This is a genomic window from Mesobacillus maritimus (genome assembly GCF_023715205.1).
Lineage (GTDB): Bacteria > Bacillota > Bacilli > Bacillales > Cytobacillaceae > Mesobacillus_B > Mesobacillus_B maritimus_C.
The window spans coordinates 235,719-254,615 of sequence record NZ_JAMBNR010000007.1 but is presented as its reverse complement, the minus strand read 5'-3'; the positions used below and the strand labels follow the sequence as shown (position 1 = coordinate 254,615).

Sequence of the window (18,897 nt, the reverse complement as noted above, 5' to 3'; positions counted from 1 at the left end):
AGAAAAAGAGCGTAGAAATTGAGGGTAAATTTCACCAAAATATATTTACGGTCACCATCTAAAAGTTATCAATTGCCCGTAACTTTTCACCTGTATCAAAATCAACATAATAATAATTTGAATGACCATTTTCCGTCCGGTAATATATTTCCCATGCTGGACGTATTGTTTTTTGAATCTTAACGACTCCTAACCGTACGGAAATTATTTCTGTCGGTTCTCTATTCGCATAAACGGTTTCAACTGCTTCTTCCTTGCTGACCCCGTCACTCGCTCGTTTAATGATTAATGCGTTATCCTTCTCAGCAATCCAAACATAAACGTCTTCGCCTTTTGGATTCTTAGCTTTGAGAACAAAATATGTATTTTCTCCGTTGTATAACGCAAATTCCTCAAAATCAGTTAATTTGGTTTCTTGCTTTGCAATTGCAATTGCTTTCTTTTCTGCTAGCTTAAGCGGCTTTGTTGCGTTGTAATAAACAATTATAATTCCAATTACGACTACAATAAATAACGCAGAAATGATGATTATCCATTTTTTCACGGCATTCACTCTTTATGTACGATAAATAGTAAAGACTGCCTTTTCTTGATCTTCTCGATCCAAGGCAAGTCCAAACATTAAATCTTGATGTTTTAATGTCCGATTTAAAGCATCAACAATTTTATATAAATCAGGACTTTGCTGTAATTTAACAGTAGATAACACCTCAACCTTACTTTCCATGGAAGTATTCCTCCTTAGGGGCAACAAAATTTGTAACTCATACGAAACAGCATTATAGTCAACAATAGTAATACAATTCCTTACCTTTCAATACACCTATTATAACAGGTGTTTTCCATTGTAGATATGTCAGTTTGCACAAAAATCAACCAAAATTTCTTCTGGTTCACACACATCATTTTTAACTGCGCAAGGGATTGCGCAGTTCTTTTTTTATAGCCAATTATTTATAAAAGATACCATTTCCTTCACCGAAGCCCTTTTAATTGGTACAGACGGAATGGAGCGAATAAATTCCTTCCCATAAGAAGTGGTTAAAATCCGCCGGTCAAAAACAATCACAATCCCTCGATCGCTTGATGACCGAATTAACCGACCAAATCCTTGTTTAAAACGTAATACAGCCTCAGGAAGAGATAATTCAGTAAAAGGATTACCTCCTTTTTGTAGGACATATGCCTGCTTTGCCTGATTGATTGGCTCATCAGGTGAAGCAAATGGAAGACGTACAATCACTAAACAAGAAAGGTCCTCCCCTGGGATATCAATCCCCTCCCAAAAACTACTTGTTCCAAATAGGATCGCTTTATCAAATCGTTGGAAACTTTTTGTTAAACGACTTCGACTTCCTGATGTTATTCCTTGAGCAATTAATGCAAAGTCATCCAGTAAACCACTTTCCTTTATTAGTTCATATGTTTTTTTCAGCATTTCATGTGAGGTAAATAAAGTCAGCATTCTCCCCCCAGTTGCTTCTGCAATCGAAATAATTTGCTCAGCAACCGCAGAGATATATTCATCTTCCGGAACACTTTTGATATCCGGCAAATCTTCTGGAACAATGACTTGGACTTTGTTTTGATAATCAAACGGTGAAGGGATTTGATGTTCAAGTAATGGAAAAGAGTTTATCCCTAGTTCCTTTTTAATGAAATCAAATGACTGATTAACCGTTAGTGTTGCAGATGTAAGGATCACACTTTTGCGTTTTGAGAAAAATTCATTTTTCAAGCGCTCACCAACATCTATTGGTCGACCATAAATGGTTGTAGTATTTTGTACCGACCGTAGATCAGTCTCTACCCAACGAATATCAAGCTTGTTGCTCGCAAGAAAAATATCCCGTATTTTTTCTCGTGCAGATTGCATTTCATTTATTAAGAGCGTAATTTCTTCTAAAAAGCTCGATTCCTCAATCAACAGTTTCTGTTTATTATTCTTGACGAGACCTAAGCGTTCCTCAACAGCTGAAATCACGTCTTTTAGCAGAAAAGTAAATCGTTCTGCTACAGCTTGTAATGCTTTCCACTCCATACTACCATCTGCTTGTGTAAACATTGCTCTAAGTCGATGACTCGTGGGATTAGCCCTTTTTCTTTTTTTAGCATAGATGGCTACAGCTCTAAACAATTCATCCGTCTCATATTGAAGGTTCATCATCTTTTCACTGATATGATGAATACCAATATGTAGACTTGACGTTGCATGAAGTTTTTCCAACAATTTCTCAAGCTTATAAAGCAATTGTCTTTGATCGTATTGACCTAATTGATTCAACATTAATCTAAACGATAAATAGTCGACTTCAACACCGAAGTGCTTACCAGCTGTTTTTTCAAAATGGTGTGCTTCATCGATGACCACATACTCATATGAAGGAATAAAAGACTCTTTTGATACTAAGTCTGTTAGTAACATCGAGTGGTTTGTAATGATGATGTCGGCATTTTCTGCAGCTTTTCTTGCCTGTAAGTAAAAGTCACGCGAATCCCATTGTTTTGTTTGCATATAATTAACCGACACATTTTTAATTTTATTCCAGTAGATTAAGCCACCACTTGATAAATTTAATTCCTCAAAATCACCTGTTTCTGTTTCTAATAACCAAACAAGAATTTGCATTTTCGTTAGGATCGTATCATAATTATCCTCTTCATCCCTTAGAGAAAGTTCGAAGCGTGCTAAGTTTATATAATGGCTGCGACCCTTTAACAAAATGATATTTAGCGGAAAATCACAAACTTTCCTTAACAGTGGTAGATCACTCACAAGAAGTTGTTGTTGTAACTGTGTTGTGTATGTTGAAATAACCACCCTCACAGCATTTATTTTTGAATAATAAGCGGCTGGAATTAAATAGGCTAATGTTTTCCCTATACCTGTTCCCGCTTCAATTAACGCATGTCTTGAACAACTAAACCCTTTATGTATGCCCTCCATCATTTCTAATTGACCAGTTCTTAACTCAAAATGTGGCATGGCTTTCTCTAGTAACTCTTGCATCTCTTTTGCAGTAATAGGAAAAGGGGGGAGAATATCATCTACCAATTTAGGGCTTTGATTCTTCACCTTCAGCCCGATCCCTCGATAGACCTCAATCCCCTCAGGTAAAGTTTCGACAACCTGTTCCTTTTGTTGAAGGATATCTTCAAGTAAAAGGTAAATATCGCTTTTTAAACCCGCCGAAAGCCTGGTTAACTGTTTTAATGTAACCGTTGGAAATTCTTCTAGCTTATCTAGTAAGATCAGTAATAATTCTGCCGTCACATATGCGTCACTGTCGGCTTGATGTGGGCGATCATGATATAGTCCTTCACGTGCTGCTAAATCGGAAAGCTTATATCCATCGGCAGCCGGAAATAAAATACGAGAAAGTTCGACTGTATCGATAACAGACCCGTAAAATCCTTCGTAACCGGCTTGTAGTAACTCTTCTTGCAAAAAGCCTAAATCGAAGAGTACATTGTGCGCTACAAAAAATGCGTCCTCTAAAAGTGACTCTACCTCACCGGCAATTTCTGAAAATAAAGGTGCCTGTGAAACCATTTCATCATTGATCCCCGTTAATTCTTCAATAAAAGGGGGGATTGGCTTCCCTGGATTAACAAGAGAAGAAAATTTACCAGTTATTTCTCCATCTTCTATGATAACCGCGCCTATTTGAATAATGCGGTCTCCTTTTTTAGGGGAGTTTCCAGTTGTTTCTAAATCAATCACTACAAATTTATTACTCATTATGTAACACCTCAATATTCAGTCATTCAACGGTATCATAAAAGTTGAAAATAAAAAAGATAAAAAATTACAAAAGCATCAGCTCACAAAAGGTCATTCTTTACAGCCATTTATAAACAGAGAGGAGTGGTACGTAAAGAAAACTCGCCGTTTGGCGAGCCTGAACAGAGATAAAGTAGAGGCGAGCAAATTCCGCTTATCTTTTTCTGCAGTTTAAAGCCAGAAGGTAATACTTATCCTTCTACCCTTCAAATGTTAGGAAAGAAAAGCTTCCGAAAACGGAAGCTTAAAGAACAGTCCTTTCTGGCTCAGTAGCGAGCATCTCGACAATTCGATTATTTTCATCCATAATTGCCACTTTTGGGTGATGAAATGGAACTCGCTCTTCTGCAACCAAAACATACGAAATAATAATCACAATATCTCCTTTTTGAACAAGTCGTGCGGCTGCACCATTTAAACAAATAACTCCACTACCTCGCTCACCAGGAATAATATAAGTCTCAAACCTAGCGCCATTATTATTATTTACAATTTGTACTTTTTCATTAGCAACTAAACCGACTGCATCAAGTATATCCGTATCGATCGTAATACTACCAACATAGTTTAAATTCGCTTCCGTTACATGAGCTCGATGGATTTTTGCATTCATCATCGTTCGAAACATCATACTTCCCCCATTATACGATTTCTAAGATTAAATTATCAATTAAGCGTGCTTTTGAGAATTTTAAAGCTAAAGCGATAATGATTTTTCCATCAAGTTCTTCAATCACAGATAGATCGGGATACGAATAGACCTCAACATAGTCAATTTTCGCTTCACAACGCTGATTAAGATGTTTTTTAATTAATTCAATAATTGTTTTTGGATCGCGCTCGCCCTTATTAATGCTATCTTTGGCCAACAGCAAGCTTTGATATAATTCTTTGGCCTGATCTCTTTCAAATGGATTCAAGTACACATTTCTTGAACTCTTAGCTAGACCATCCGCTTCACGGACAGTCGCAACCGCTACCAACTCGATTGGAAAATTGAAGTCGTGGATTAGACCATCCACAACGGCTACCTGTTGGGCATCCTTTAAACCAAAGTACACTCGATCAGGGAGAACTGCATGAAATAATTTGGTTAAGACAGTTGCCACGCCATCAAAATGACCAGGCCGTGATTTTCCGCAAAGCACTTCCGTTCGATTTTTAACAGTTACTGTGACAGACATTTTGTTAGGATACATCTCTTTTACACTAGGATAGAAAAGATAATCAACGCCTTCTTGCTGGGCAATCATACTGTCATGATTAAAATCTCTTGGGTAGGCGTCTAGATCTTCCCCTTCTCCAAATTGAAGAGGATTTACAAATATACTGGCTACTAATATATGATTTTCTTTTTTTGCTTTTTTCATGAGAGCCATATGCCCCTCATGAAGATACCCCATTGTTGGAACAAAGCCGATTTTCTTGCCTTCCGCTTTTAATTCCAACATCCTTGCTTGCATTTCTTCTATCGTATTTATGATGTTCATGCTTTTCCCCCGTAAAGCACTTGAAGTTCTTCTTCCTTCATTGTGAAACTATGCTTATCTTCTGGAAACTGTTGATTACGAACTTCAGCCACATAGGAATCTAAAGCTCTCAACATTTGATCATTTACATTTGTAAACTGTTTAACAAATTTCGGTACTCGACCTACTCCATAAGTAAGAATATCATGATAAACAAGGACTTGACCATCTGTACCAACACCTGCTCCGATTCCAATGGTCGGAATTGACAAAAGATTAGATATTTCTTTAGCTAGTTGCTTCGGAACGCATTCTAGAACTAAAGCGAAAGCTCCTGCTTCTTGGCATTGTTTAGCATCTTCTATTAATCTTCTAGCTGCATTTGCATCTTTCCCTTGAACTTTGTATCCTCCTAAGACAGCAGCAGATTGAGGAGTAAGCCCAAGATGTGCAACAACAGGAATGCCTGCATTGACTAGTGCTTGAATGTGATGAATTACTGCTCCACCACCTTCAACCTTAACAGCTTGTGCCCCGGTTTCTTGAATAAGCTTTGCCCCGTTTATTAATGTATCCCTTACCGACAAGTGATAACTCATAAAAGGCATATCAACGACTGTGAATGTTGTCTTCGCACCTCTTTTCACCGCTTTCCCATGATGAATCATATCATCGAGCGTAACAGGTACAGTTGAATCATAGCCTAATACAACCATTCCCAAAGAGTCACCGACTAAAATCATATCCACTTCTACCTGTTCAGCCTGCTTTGCGGAAGGGTAATCATATGCTGTAACCATGACAATTTTTTTCCCTTCCTTTTTCATTTTTTGGAAATCGGTAGTCTGTTTCATTTTTATTCCTCCTCTTTTTGTCAGGAGAGGCGATAAAACGTATTTATTCTTGTTGTTAAACAAAAAGGGATCCTTCAATATACACAGAAGGACCCCGTCACGTTTATACTTGTTTCATCCCTCTGTCCCGGTCCGTATTTCGGATCTAGGCAGAACTACAAAATATTTAACTATCACGCCAATAAGGTGCAGTTCTTTCGATACCGCCCAAGCAAATTATAACAAATTCATTTTATATATGTCACTATCTCAATTGTTAGTCTTTTAAAAAAATATCAGCAGAATAAACGTGATGGACCTCCCCATCATTTTGCTCAATCCTAAGAACACCTTCATCGGTTATCCCAATTGCTTTTCCGACAATATCCCCAGTTATCGTCCTTGCAATAATTTGCTTCCCTATACTTATTGCATAGGATTCCCAAAGTAACTTTATTGGTGCAAAACCGTTCTGCTGATAGATTAAATAGAGCTTTTCTAATTGTCCAAAAACAGCTTGCATCACTTTTGCTCTCGAAACATGTTGACCTGATTCAATCGCTAGAGATGTAGCTATTTGTAAAATATCCTCTGTAAAATCTTCTTGCTTTTGATTTACATTGATGCCAATTCCAATGATAATTGCGTTTATCCGATCGGCATCTGCCTGCAATTCTGTTAAAATCCCAGTCACCTTTTTACCCTCGATAAGAATATCATTAGGCCATTTAATTTGTGGTTGTAAACCCGTTACTTCCTGGATCGCTTGAACGACAGCTACTGCTGTTACCAAAGTCAGTTGTGGCGCCTGATGCATCGGTAAATTTGGTTTTAAAATAATGCTCATCCAAATCCCTGAGTATTTAGGCGAATACCACTTCCGGTCAAGTCTACCCCTACCTATCGTTTGCTCCTCGGCCACTACAACCGTTCCCTCTGTTGCTCCATCCGTAGCGAGACGATGAGCTATTTTTTGAGTTGATTCTACTTGTTCTTCATAATGGATATTCCGACCAATAAAAGCCGTTTTCAATCCTAAACCTATTTCGTCAGCTGTAATTTTTTCAGGTATTTGAATGATTTTATACCCTCTTTTTTTCACTGCATCAAAGACAAAACCTTCTTTTCTAAGCTCTTCGATATGCTTCCAAATAGCCGTTCGAGAACATCCAGCAATTTCTGCAAGATATTGTCCTGATAAATACTCCTCTCCCGCATTTGTAAAAGCTTCAATCAATCTTCTTCTAATTTCTGATTGCAATGGATTAGCCACTCCCTTATCTCCACTTTCACATTGTTGAGTTCCCCATTGATGATATCTTCTTCAATTGTTTTTAAAACATCTTTTATCCATGGCCCTGGTTTCCTTTGATACCATGCTAATAAGTCATTCCCAGTTACAGCAATTTCCGATAATTCTTTGATAGGTAAAGCTTCATAAAGCCTAATAAGCCTTTTTTCCTCATCAAATGGCTCTCCAAGTATTTTTCTATATAGTTTTTCCGCCGAGAGCATTGAATCAATGCCTGCCCTGTAGGCGGCTAAGTTCGTCCAGTCATTCTCTGTTCGAAACCGAAGCCAATATAGATTCTTAAGAACCTGCTTTAAATCTTTGTTGGGTAACTTCCACTGCCTTAGAAACCCTTCCGTTTTTCTTTCATTTAACCCCAATCGGTCAACTAATAAAGTCCACATTTCTAGCCTCGAAAGATCTCCCAAAGAAATATCCAGCAGTTGTTGTAGTCCATCATTGCGATCAGCAAGAGCCGGTAAATAGTGATAAAGTCCTGTTTCAATTAATAAAGAGAGCCCTGCTGTTCGAAAATTTCCAATTAATAACTTCTCAAATTCCACAAGCTTGCGTTCAACAGCGATTTTCTCAAGTAGATGAGCCATGTCAGAAAGTGCCATTTTTGTCCTCTCTTCAACCGAGAAACCCAACTGACTCACAAAGCGTACCGCTCTCATCATCCGTAAGGCATCTTCACCGAATCTTTGATTCGGATCTCCAACTGTCTTAATTTGTTTATTTTGTATTGCTACTTGTCCATTATAAGGGTCAATCAATCTACCTTCTCGATCCATTGCCATTGCATTCATAGTAAAATCACGGCGTTTTAAATCTTCTCGGAGCGACCGAATAAATAAAACTTGATCCGGTCGTCGGAAATCACTATATTCAGCTTCCGCACGAAACGTTGTGATTTCATAAGGCGTCCCATTGAAAATAACCAATATTGTTCCATGTGCAATTCCAACATCCACTGTATGAGGGAAAATTTCCTTCAATTCAACCGGGAGAGCTGAAGTTGCAATATCCACATCTGATATTTTTCTACCTAATAGTGAATCTCGAACAGAGCCTCCCACAAAATAAGCTTCAAAACCCGCTTCTTCGATTCTTTCAAGTAGTGGAGCTGCCTTTACAAAAGGGGGTAGCATCATTCAATCTCCTTACTAAGCAATTGATAATAAAGATCTTCATATTCCCCAACAATTTTTCTAGCACTAAATTTTTCTCTTGCAGTACGCACTGAATTCATAACAAAGCGGTTGTATATTTCTTGGTTATTTAATAAGTCCAGAGCTTTACTTGAAATTTCATCAATATTTCCTAGTTCACAAATAAATCCATTCTCGCCATCAGATATTACTTCTGGAATGCCGCCACGGTTCGTACCAATACATGGCACTCCACAAGCCATCGCTTCAAGTGCAACAAGCCCAAAGCTTTCTTTCTCAGATAGCAATAACATGAGGTCACTAATGGCATAGAGCTCTTCTAGGTTTTCTTGCTTTCCAAGGAAAAGTACTTTATCCTTCATTCCAAGTTCACTGACTAGATTAGAAACAACTTTCATTTCAGGACCATCCCCAACAAGTAAAAGTTTTGATGGTATCGAATCTGAAATTTTTTCAAACGCTCTTACAACATCTGGTACGCGTTTAACCGACCGAAAATTAGAAACATGAATGATTACCTTTTCATGTGAACCTATTTCATAATCTTCTCTTAAGTTGCTTGTGCCGTATTGATAGACACGGTCATCCACAAAATTATAAATACACTTGATTGTTTTATCAGGTTTAATCAAATCATACGTTTGAGCAACCAATGATTGAGATACAGCTGTTACCGCATCAGACTTTTCAATTCCAAACCGAATGGCATCACTTAGCGAAGAATCATAACCAAGTACCGTAATATCTGTCCCATGCAGGGTGGTCACAATTTTCAAGTCTTTCCCACTCATTTCTTTTGCTAAGATTGCACAAACAGCATGTGGAATCGCGTAATGAACATGTAGTAAGTCTAAATCTTCTCGAACCGCTACTTCTGCAATTTTACTAGCTAGGGCAATATCATATGGTGCATACTGAAAGACTGAATATTGATTAACTTCGACTTGATGATAATAAATGTTATGATACATTTTATTTAAGCGAAAAGGCAGACTAGAGGTGATAAAATGAATTTCATGCCCTCTCTCTGCTAGTAATTTCCCTAGTTCCGTTGCGACAATCCCTGAACCTCCAACTGTTGGATAGCAGGTGATGCCAATTTTCAATTTCTTCATGAACCTTCTCCTAACAAATCACTTACCAATAAAGGTGCTTTGGTCAAAAATCCTTCCGCAAAGGTGACACCCGCATCCTTCCCGTATAATCTTTCCCTTGCTTCTACACTTTCAATATAGCCGTTGACTAATGGTGTCTCGAAACTATCTTTTGTTCTAACAAATTGACTTTTGTAGGCCTGTAACGATTTTTTTTTAATTTCCATATATCCACTAATATCTATAACAAAGTCTGGGTTATGTTGCCCGTTAATCATATAAAAATGAAGCGCACTTATTTTGTGTGGCTCATAATTACCTTCTGTTTTATATTTTTTTATTCCAGCAGAAAACGCCGCTTCCTCCACAATACGCGCACAATTCCCATGATCAGGATGGCGATCCTCCATAAAAGGCGCAAAAATTAGTTTTGGACGGTATTTCCGAATGATTGTTGCAACTTTTCGTATGTATTCATCCTTTAAGTATAATCCTCGATCTGGTAAATTAAGATTCTCTCGGACGGCAACTCCTAACAAATCAGCAGCTGTTTTTGCTTCCTGTAAACGTAATTCAACTGTTCCATTGGACGATAGTTCTGCTTTCGTTAAATCGCATATTCCTATGTTTTTTCCTATTGAAGCATATTTCGCAATCGTTCCACCCATGCCAATCTCAACATCATCAGCATGGGCTCCAATTGCCAAAATATCTAAGTTAGTTATTTCCATTCTCTTTTTCACTGTCCTCTTTTACTAGATACCGCCAGTCTAGATCTCCTCTTTCTAGTCCTCTAACCAAAATCTCAGCGGTTCCCATATTGGTTGCAAGTGGAATTGCGTAAACATCACATAATCTTACTAAAGCTGTAACATCTGGTTCGTGTGGTTGTGCTGTTAATGGATCACGGAAAAAGAAAATGGCATCCATCGAGTTTTGCGCAATCATCGCACCGATTTCCTGATCGCCACCTAATGGTCCAGATTGAAAACGATGAACAGGTAAATCGGTCGCTTCCATAATTCTTAAACCAGTTGTTCCTGTTGCATAAAGAGTATGTTTTTCAAAAATGGGCTTATAGGCGACTGCAAATCGTACAAGATCGTCCTTTTTTCTATCATGAGCTATTAAGGCAATATTCATTTTCCCCCGACTCCTATTCAATGATATTTTCAAGGCCATATACGAATGAGTTGTTTTCAATTACTGTGTCTACAGCAAGTTTAACCCCTGACATAAACGAAGCTCGATTATATGAATCATGTCTTATAGACAGGGTTTGTCCATCCGAACCAAACATAACTTGCTGATGTGCAATTAATCCTGGTAAACGCACAGAGTGGATATGCATTCCATCATACTCTGCTCCTCTAGCACCTTGTATCGTTTCTTTTTCATCGACGTGCCCCTGTTTTTTCGTTTCACGAACGGTCGCAATCATTTCTGCTGTTTTTACCGCCGTACCCGAAGGTGCATCTAATTTTTGGTCATGGTGCAGTTCAATAATTTCAACATCATTGAAATATTTAGCTGCCATCTGAGAGAATTTCATCATTAATACCGCACCGACGGCAAAGTTTGGAGCAATGATACACCCCAATCCAGTTTGCTTACACATATCTTCTAACTTTGCTAAATCTCCTTTTGAAAATCCCGTTGTCCCAACAACAGGGCGTACGCCATATTCTAATGCAGTAACTGTGTGCTCCATTCCAACTTCAGGTGTGGTTAAATCTATCAAAACATCTGGTTTAGTCGACTTGAAGCATTCATGAATGTCAGTAAAGATTTTTGCATTTGAATTCATCCCTTCTGCTTCCGCTAATGTTTTTCCTTCGTTCTTTCGGTCCAACACTCCAACGAGCTCGTAGTTTTCAGTTTGTAACACTAAATTAACTGCTTCTTTGCCCATCCGACCGCGTGGTCCTGCAACAACAATTCTTGTATTTTTCATCAACCTTCTCCTCCTTATTCTTCAATCCTAGTCCATCTATCTTTATCTCTAGTATTAAATTTTTGCATGACAAGATCATGTGCCTCTTGCAAATCGATATTTAATGAATTAGCTAAACAGATGAGGACGAACAACATATCTCCTACTTCTTCCTCAATTGCTTTCGCTTTTTCAGTAGACTTTTTTGGTTTTTCCCCATAATAGTGGTTCACTTCCCGGGCTAATTCCCCTAATTCCTCCGTTAACCTAGCCATCATTGCAAGTGGGCTAAAATAACCTTCTTTAAATTGACCTATGTATGTATCAACTTCCTTTTGGAGGTCTTTAACTGACTTTGTCTCTGTCAAAACCTTTCCTCCTTCCTGAACTACAAATATTTTCTCTTCTTGATGTTAGCTTACAAGGTATAGTTTGACAAATATTTTTGATAAAAAAGGCGATACTGTAAAAGATTGCCCTTATACTTGGTATTTTATATAATTAGTATCGCTTGACGCAAACACTTGTCATTCAATCATGGGGAGGAATGGGTATGAAATTAGGCCTACGATTTAAAAACATTTTCTTTATTTTACTTGGGTCCGCTATTTTTTCATTTGGGATTGTTCATTTTAATATGCAGAATAATTTAGCAGAAGGTGGCTTCACAGGGATAACTCTTCTACTTTATTTCATTTTTAGTTGGGACCCTGCCATAACAAACCTAATACTTAATATCCCCTTATTTTTTGTTGGTTGGAAGTTGCTTGGGCGAAGTGTATTCCTTTATACAATCATTGGAACACTAGCAGTTTCTCTCTTTTTAGCCATTTTTCAAAAGTACCAAATTGAAATGCCATTGTACGAAGACCTTTTTCTAGCAGCTTTATTTGCAGGCGTTTTTATTGGAATCGGTCTTGGAATAATCTTTCGATATGGAGGAACGACCGGTGGAGTCGACATTATCGCAAGGCTAGGACAGAAATACTTTGGTTGGACAATGGGCCGTACGATGTTTGTCTTTGACTTTTGTGTCATTACCATTTCTCTCATTACATATTTAAATTATCGGGAAGCAATGTATACTCTTGTTGTGGTCTTTATTGGCGCAAAAGTAATTGACTTCATGCAAGAGGGAGCTTATTCAGCAAGAGGTGCAATGATTATCTCTGATAAAAATGAAGAAATTGCTCAAAGTATCTTGAGTGATATGGACCGCGGTGTAACGATTTTAAAAGGAGTAGGTTCGTTTACGAAACAAGAGCGTGACGTTCTATATTGTGTTGTAGGTAAAAATGAAATTGTTCGTCTCAAAAGTGTGATTCATTCCGTTGATCCACATGCTTTTGTCTCTGTTACAATTGTTCATGATGTATTAGGAGAAGGCTTCACCTTAGACGAGAATAAAGCACCAATAGAAAGATAAAGAGCTGCGAATTTTTCGCAGCTCTTTTTAAACGACATGAACGCATATTAGGATTCATTTCGAAAAATATCTATTTACAGGACATACGCCGCTGAACAGGGCGCTTGCGCTTTTCTATTGTCCAGCTCCAGCGCCCTAGCGGCTAGTGTCCTTCCCTCTCCGCCCTACGATAAGTCAACATCGAATCGCCTCCGGCTCTTCGTGTTTCCTTTATCTCAGTTGGAGAGCTCCAGGACATACGCCGCTGAACAGGGCGCTTGCGCTTTTCTATTCGTCGTTGTTCATTCCTGTATATATTAACACAAGACGGACCAATTCTAGGACAGCAACAGCAGCAGCAGCTACATATGTCAAAGCCGCAGCATTTAGTACTTTTTTTGTTTCACGTTCTTCGTCATTTCGAATAATACCAGCACTTACAACCTGGTCCATAGCTCGCGACGAGGCATTAAATTCAACTGGAAGTGTAACAACCTGGAAAAGTACACCGGCTGCCATAAAGATAATCCCCAATAATACCATGTTGCTTATTTGAGCAAAAATCCCAATTAGGATAAAAATCCAAGAGAAGTTCGAACCAAGGTTTGCAACTGGAACAAGAGCATGACGGAATCGTAAGAAAGAATACTCTTCCTGATCTTGAATCGCATGACCTACCTCATGGGACGCAATTGCAGCTGCAGCAACAGAGTGCCCATGGTAATTATCTGAAGACAGACGGACAGTTTTTGAGCGAGGGTCATAGTGATCACTCAATACACCTCTAGTTTCTTCTACTCCAACATGGTATAGCCCATTATCGTCTAATATCTTTCTAGCAACTTCTGCTCCACGCATCTGGGAAGAAGATGGAACCTGTGAATATTTTTTATAAGCACTTTTCACTCGCAATTGTGCCCATATCGGTACCAGAATAAGAATTGCAAAGTAAATCAAGATACTCAATTGCATAGCCCTCCTAATATAATTAACACTAGTTGTTTACTTATATTTTATTCACCATTAGGAATTGTGTCAATTCTTACGTTCTTTCAACCGATTTTTTCGCCTTTCTATCTCTGCTCGATACTTCTTCCACCCCACATAAGATAGAGTCATTATAATGATACTACCGGTTGATATAATAACCCACCACAGGGAGGGATCGGATTCATCCTCGGTCATATCATCAAATAGTTTCTTTAAATCTGCCTCTAAAGCTTCCAATTCTTCTTGCCCAGTCGTTTCTGTGAACATATTAGGGCTATAATGATCAAGATAATTCACGCGAGCATTTAACTGCTGTATGGTTGCAGGTGTTACATCCACCCGTAAGCTTGGATAGATGACTTCATACAAAGAAAGGAACGAATCTAAATTCACTTGAAAATCTTCATGGTTCCCATTATGAACAGCATCTTTCATATCGTTGAAAACTGTCATAATTGGTGATTCCATTTCGGTCCATAGCGGTTGGTGTATAGATTGAAGAGCGTCTACAACAAGTCGAAATCTCGTCACTTTATGAATTTTTTCCTCATGCGCCATCGTCGAGCTATTCATTGCCTTTAACGCCTCATCATGTGCCGTTGTAACAATCCTCAGCTCGTCCATTGAATACATATGCCCTTTTGCCGTTTCTTTTAAGAATTCAGTCTCGAAATGTGTTAGCAATTTTTCTGCATCTTCATATCGATAAACCTTAACCATTTGTAGGGCTTGATCAGAAATGTCATCGAGCTTTTTTATTGAGGGTTCTATTGCAGCGTTTGCAACCACTGGCACTAAAAGTAGCAGCAACGTGAGAAATAATAGTATTCCTTTTCTAGGTTTCATTCCTGTCCCTCCTTAAATACTAAAATGTATGAAAGAGTGGACAAGGATAGACCTTTTTATTAGAAGTTCATCTTATGAGGATTTGATATTTAGCTTAAACCGGTTTGGTCTCATCCCAAAATAATAAGCAAGACCGATAGATATTAAGCTTAACCAAAAAGTGAAATATCCAATTTCATTCATATACAGACTTAATTGATTGTACCAAGGCATCATTTCAAAAACGTAGTCAATAATCTCATTGTGCAAAGCGACTACAGCTGCTACAACCAAATGCCATGCTTTAAACCGATAAAACGGGGCATACAGTACCCCCTGGACAGCCATAGCCAAATGAGAAGCCATTAACATATACCCAGACCAATGCAAATCACCGGTTACTATTAACACCAGAAGATTCATAATGACGGCCCAAACTCCATATTTAATCAAAGTGACAATCGCCAACGCTTCCATTAATGGCCAATTTTTCCCTAGTAGAAACGCTCCTAATACAAAGACAAAAAACAGACTTGCAGTTGGACTATCAGGAACAAAAAGTAGAAAAAGCTTAGGGGTTTCCGAAAGTTGTGGTAGGTACCAGAAGTACCCGTAAAGCGTTCCAGCTAGATTAATGAGGAACAATAACCATAAAAACATTCGATTCTTTAACAACGTATAGAGCACTGAAATCATCATATAAGCTCCCTTCCAAGCCTAAATATGTATATCCCAAAAAAAGCTGACGGGGAGAAAACCCGTCAGCTAGCTAGTAGTTATTCTAAACCTGCAATGAATTCAGCCATCTTTTGAAGTTCTTCATCTGTTCCTTTGAAGACTCCGGCCGGCATATTTCCTTGTCCATTAACAGCAATTTCAGCAATTTCCTCAGCTGTTAAACCAGTACCAACCAAGCTTGGTCCACTAGCTCCACCAAGTTCTCCACCATGACAGCTCAAACATGTATTGGCTTCGGCAATTTGGTAACCTTCAGATTCTTTATCAATTTCGACCTCTGAAATTGCCCCTGCCTTATTGAAGGCTTCCCAATCTGTTTGTGATGAGGATTCCCAAGTTAAAAAGAAAATTGCAGCAATGGAAAGAAGCATAAATCCAGTTGCCATTGGTCGTTTTGATGGTCGGCGCTCAGGGCCACGATCGATAAATGGAGCTAAAAGCAATGCTCCAAAAGCAAGCCCTGGAATTACTAGGGCACCTATAACCGTATACGGTCCTGCTGCAAATTGGTATTTCAATAATTGATATAAAAATAAGAAATACCAGTCAGGCAACGGAATAAATGATGTATCCGTCGGATCTGCAACCCGCATTAGCGGCGGCTCATGTGCAGCAGTTAGAACGAGGAATCCAATTAGGAAAACCGCACCTACCATCCATTCCTTTAGTAAATAGTTTGGCCAGAACGCTTCTGTTTTCCCTGGATATTCCGAATAATCTTTAGGAATAAAAGGCTTTCTCTCGGCAGAAACCCGGGAGTCACCTACGAATTTCATCCCTTTACCACGATGCATCGAGCAATCCCCTCCTTTTTCGTGAAGTTGAACAGATTCATTTTCCGTACAACATTTTCTTTCTGGTTTTCAATTTTACAATGGTCCGGAAATACCTTGTTTACGAATCATGATAAAGTGTGCTGCAAGAAGTCCGAATAAAGCAGCAGGTAAGAAGAACACATGAATCGCAAAGAAACGTGTTAAAGTCTGTGCCCCAACAATGTCGGCACTACCAGCCATTAGTGTTTTCAAGTAAGGTCCTAATAATGGGACAGCGTCAACAATCTGCAAAGTAACTTTCGTTGCAAATAGTGCTTTCATATCCCATGGTAATAGGTAACCTGTTAAACCTAAACCAAGCATAATAAAGAAAATCAAAACCCCAACAATCCAGTTCAATTCACGTGGTTTCTTATATGCTCCCTGGAAGAATACCCGCAAAGTATGTAAGAACATCATAACTATGACTAAGCTTGCTCCCCAGTGATGCATTCCACGAACAATTTGTCCGAACGCTACTTCATTTTGCAGATAATATACAGATTCCCATGCATTCTTGATGTCTGGAACATAATACATTGTTAAGAACATTCCAGATAGAATCTGAATAACAGTAATAAAGAAAGTTAGTCCGCCAAAACAATAAACAAATGCGGAAAAATGATGCGCCGGATTAACATGCTCCGGAACTTCATGGTCAGCAATATCACGCCAAAGCGGCGTAATATCTAAACGTTCATCTACCCAATCGTAAATCTTGTTTAACAACTATTACGCCCCCTCTCGTGGATTTGCTTTTGAACCTAAATAAAGAATACCGTCTTTTTCTTGATGAGGATATACATCAAGTGGCGCTAACGGTGGAGTACCTGGAACATTTGCTCCATCTTTTTCATACAATCCCATATGGCACGGACAGAAGAACCTGTTCGGATTGCTTTCATCCGCATTCCAGTCAACTGTACAGCCAAGGTGTTTACACACAGGTGATAGGGCAATAATTTCCCCATTTTCATTCTTGTACACCCATGCAGTTCCGGTAACTTCTGATTCATACCAAGCGTCCACCTGATCGAATGTGAAGTCCACACGCTGTGGTTCTGTAGTGATTTCAGCCACCTTGAGCTTAGTTGCTACATAATCACCACCTGCATTTGCCTTAAGGACCGGATCGATCGCAAAACGAGCCATTGGCATGACCATTCCTGCAGCCATGAAACCGCCTACACCTAATAGAGTATAGTTTAAGAATTGTCGTCTTGAAACGCGATTCTCACTCACGCTTTTCCCCCCTCTATTCCCCAATTTTCGTACATCGGACATTATTTGTACACACAATTTAGACTAGGACATAATCATGATATATCAATCTCTTTATAAAATCAATATAATACTATGGTAAAAACATTTTTCTCAGTGAGAAAAATTACACACTTTCTTGCTCACGCCATTTTTGTATAAATAAATTCATTAATTGTCGTACTTGATCCTCCATCACAGAAACCCTTGACTTCTCATCCATATGCTGGAGCGGTAGAGACGGAATCCATAATAAGGTTCCTTTTAAACTTGCCTCATGCTGTTTCCAATCATATTCAGAAGTTACGAAAAACACATGTTTAAAATGCTTGTCCAACATCTCTTGCTCCCATTGTACTAAGACATTTAAAGCCTCTTGTTTTTTCGCTTTTAAGTACGAAAAGCCTGGAATTAAAAGGATTCTCCCCTGTAGTTGCCTTTCCAATTGACTCGTGAGAAGAGTGGTGAATTCAGCCATTGTTGCTGATTCCTTAATCGACTCATCAAAAGAAACTGGTAACAAAGGGATTACAGCTGTGTCAACGTACTCTGGGGACTTTGCAAATGTTTCAATATCCGTAGGGACCCATTTCATGCTTACTCAACTCCATGTAGTATATTCCTATTTATCATATCATTTGTTTAAATATTATGCCCAGAAAAAACCAAAAGAAAAACTCGCCATTTGGCGAGTGAAAGCTGAAGATCTAGTTTTCATTCCTCAGACAGATTAGCTTTAGCGTCGAGCTTCAAGTTTCTTTAATTGTTCCGTTAGTTCAACAAAAGCTTCCTTGTCCTGGTTATCTAGCGCTTCATCGATTTGTCTTGTTAACTTCTCTTTTTGAAAATGGTAAAGACTATCTACAAGGAAACGCTCTGCAATAATCCGATCTTTCTCAGTGATTTGTAATTTTTTCGGCATGAATGGGTTTTCTTCGAGGACCGCAGCAAATTGGGGCGCCTTATTAGAGGCGTGGAAGTTTAATTGAATATAAATTTCCTCATCCCTATTCAAACGAATATCATGAAAAGATTTTTCAGCATCTGTAGTCATGATATTTTCTTTATAAAATCTAAAGGGAACCTCATCAATGCAATGCGTTGACATGACTAATCCTCGAGGACAAAACTGGGCATTCTCAACAAAATGAACTTTTTCCATCAGCTGATCGTGGCTCATTAAGTAATTAAGAATCCATACACATTCCCGCCTCTTTAGCTGATAATGATTCAAGAACCAACGGATAAAATCTTTTTTCTCGTTGACAGAAACAGGGGTTGTCATTTG

At 38.6% G+C, this 18,897-nt stretch carries 22 protein-coding genes; 1 reads left to right on the top strand and 21 read right to left on the bottom strand.

Going from position 1 to position 18,897, the window contains the following annotated elements; translation table 11 throughout:
• Positions 1-58: 58 nt before the first annotated feature.
• From M3182_RS12390 to M3182_RS12330, 13 genes are all read right to left on the bottom strand, one after another.
• Positions 59-544 (bottom strand): cell wall elongation regulator TseB-like domain-containing protein, encoded by a 486-nt coding sequence (locus M3182_RS12390; protein WP_251558219.1) that lies wholly within the window; start codon positions 542-544, stop codon positions 59-61.
• Between the two features lie 12 nt (positions 545-556).
• Positions 557-727 carry a YpmA family protein gene (locus tag M3182_RS12385; protein ID WP_251429947.1) on the bottom strand — a complete coding sequence of 57 codons (171 nt, stop codon included), beginning with the start codon at positions 725-727 and terminating at the stop codon, positions 557-559.
• Positions 728-940: 213 nt separating this feature from the next.
• Positions 941-3,742 (bottom strand): ATP-dependent DNA helicase DinG, encoded by a 2,802-nt coding sequence (dinG, locus tag M3182_RS12380; protein ID WP_251429950.1) that lies wholly within the window; start codon positions 3,740-3,742, stop codon positions 941-943.
• Between the two features lie 286 nt (positions 3,743-4,028).
• On the bottom strand, positions 4,029-4,412 hold the full coding sequence (gene panD, locus M3182_RS12375; RefSeq protein ID WP_251429953.1) for an aspartate 1-decarboxylase: 384 nt from the start codon (positions 4,410-4,412) through the stop codon (positions 4,029-4,031).
• A gap of 13 nt (positions 4,413-4,425) precedes the next feature.
• Positions 4,426-5,274, bottom strand: coding sequence for a pantoate--beta-alanine ligase (gene panC / locus M3182_RS12370; protein ID WP_251429955.1), 849 nt, complete (start codon positions 5,272-5,274; stop codon positions 4,426-4,428).
• On the bottom strand, positions 5,271-6,107 hold the full coding sequence (gene panB / locus M3182_RS12365) for a 3-methyl-2-oxobutanoate hydroxymethyltransferase (RefSeq protein ID WP_251429958.1): 837 nt from the start codon (positions 6,105-6,107) through the stop codon (positions 5,271-5,273). Before panB ends, panC begins: the two co-directional genes overlap by 4 nt.
• A 256-nt stretch (positions 6,108-6,363) precedes the next feature.
• Positions 6,364-7,347, bottom strand: a complete 984-nt coding sequence (locus tag M3182_RS12360) for a biotin--[acetyl-CoA-carboxylase] ligase (protein ID WP_251430496.1) — start codon at positions 7,345-7,347, stop codon at positions 6,364-6,366.
• On the bottom strand, positions 7,320-8,528 hold the full coding sequence (locus M3182_RS12355; protein WP_251558247.1) for a CCA tRNA nucleotidyltransferase: 1,209 nt from the start codon (positions 8,526-8,528) through the stop codon (positions 7,320-7,322). The genes M3182_RS12360 and M3182_RS12355 overlap by 28 nt, the downstream gene beginning before the upstream one ends.
• A complete protein-coding gene (bshA, locus tag M3182_RS12350) occupies positions 8,528-9,664 on the bottom strand; it encodes an N-acetyl-alpha-D-glucosaminyl L-malate synthase BshA (RefSeq protein ID WP_251429961.1) in 1,137 nt (378 codons plus the stop codon). Before bshA ends, M3182_RS12355 begins: the two co-directional genes overlap by 1 nt.
• Complete coding sequence (gene bshB1, locus M3182_RS12345; RefSeq protein WP_251430503.1) at positions 9,661-10,374, bottom strand: bacillithiol biosynthesis deacetylase BshB1; 714 nt, start codon at positions 10,372-10,374, stop codon at positions 9,661-9,663. Before bshB1 ends, bshA begins: the two co-directional genes overlap by 4 nt.
• The gene (mgsA, locus tag M3182_RS12340; RefSeq protein ID WP_251429964.1) at positions 10,361-10,786 is read right to left on the bottom strand and encodes a methylglyoxal synthase; all 426 of its coding nucleotides are present in this window, start codon (positions 10,784-10,786) and stop codon (positions 10,361-10,363) included. Before mgsA ends, bshB1 begins: the two co-directional genes overlap by 14 nt.
• A gap of 13 nt (positions 10,787-10,799) precedes the next feature.
• Positions 10,800-11,597 carry a 4-hydroxy-tetrahydrodipicolinate reductase gene (dapB, locus tag M3182_RS12335; protein WP_251429967.1) on the bottom strand — a complete coding sequence of 266 codons (798 nt, stop codon included), beginning with the start codon at positions 11,595-11,597 and terminating at the stop codon, positions 10,800-10,802.
• A 14-nt stretch (positions 11,598-11,611) separates the two neighbouring features.
• Positions 11,612-11,944, bottom strand: a complete 333-nt coding sequence (locus M3182_RS12330; RefSeq protein WP_251429972.1) for a nucleotide pyrophosphohydrolase — start codon at positions 11,942-11,944, stop codon at positions 11,612-11,614.
• A gap of 185 nt (positions 11,945-12,129) precedes the next feature.
• Between M3182_RS12330 and M3182_RS12325 the strand changes: the two genes are divergently transcribed.
• The gene (locus M3182_RS12325; protein ID WP_251558217.1) at positions 12,130-13,002 is read left to right on the top strand and encodes a YitT family protein; all 873 of its coding nucleotides are present in this window, start codon (positions 12,130-12,132) and stop codon (positions 13,000-13,002) included.
• Between the two features lie 267 nt (positions 13,003-13,269).
• Here the strand turns inward: M3182_RS12325 and M3182_RS12320 are convergent, their stop codons facing one another.
• From M3182_RS12320 to M3182_RS12285, 8 genes are all read right to left on the bottom strand, one after another.
• Positions 13,270-13,953, bottom strand: coding sequence for a zinc metallopeptidase (locus tag M3182_RS12320; protein ID WP_251558215.1), 684 nt, complete (start codon positions 13,951-13,953; stop codon positions 13,270-13,272).
• Positions 13,954-14,016: 63 nt separating this feature from the next.
• Entirely contained in the window at positions 14,017-14,817 is an 801-nt protein-coding gene (gene ypjB, locus M3182_RS12315; RefSeq protein ID WP_251558212.1) for a sporulation protein YpjB, read from the bottom strand.
• A gap of 72 nt (positions 14,818-14,889) precedes the next feature.
• On the bottom strand, positions 14,890-15,492 hold the full coding sequence (gene lhaT, locus M3182_RS12310) for a lipoprotein heptaprenylglyceryl N-acetyltransferase LhaT (protein ID WP_251430507.1): 603 nt from the start codon (positions 15,490-15,492) through the stop codon (positions 14,890-14,892).
• 80 nt (positions 15,493-15,572) lie between these two features.
• Entirely contained in the window at positions 15,573-16,328 is a 756-nt protein-coding gene (locus M3182_RS12305; protein ID WP_251429982.1) for a menaquinol-cytochrome c reductase cytochrome b/c subunit, read from the bottom strand.
• 75 nt (positions 16,329-16,403) lie between these two features.
• The gene (gene qcrB, locus M3182_RS12300; protein ID WP_251429984.1) at positions 16,404-17,078 is read right to left on the bottom strand and encodes a menaquinol-cytochrome c reductase cytochrome b subunit; all 675 of its coding nucleotides are present in this window, start codon (positions 17,076-17,078) and stop codon (positions 16,404-16,406) included.
• Positions 17,079-17,081: 3 nt separating this feature from the next.
• A complete protein-coding gene (locus M3182_RS12295) occupies positions 17,082-17,591 on the bottom strand; it encodes a QcrA and Rieske domain-containing protein (protein ID WP_349774446.1) in 510 nt (169 codons plus the stop codon).
• A gap of 145 nt (positions 17,592-17,736) precedes the next feature.
• Positions 17,737-18,204 (bottom strand): YpiF family protein, encoded by a 468-nt coding sequence (locus tag M3182_RS12290; RefSeq protein WP_251429987.1) that lies wholly within the window; start codon positions 18,202-18,204, stop codon positions 17,737-17,739.
• Positions 18,205-18,345: 141 nt separating this feature from the next.
• Positions 18,346-18,894 (bottom strand): ReoY family proteolytic degradation factor, encoded by a 549-nt coding sequence (locus M3182_RS12285; RefSeq protein WP_251429989.1) that lies wholly within the window; start codon positions 18,892-18,894, stop codon positions 18,346-18,348.
• Positions 18,895-18,897: the final 3 nt, after the last annotated feature.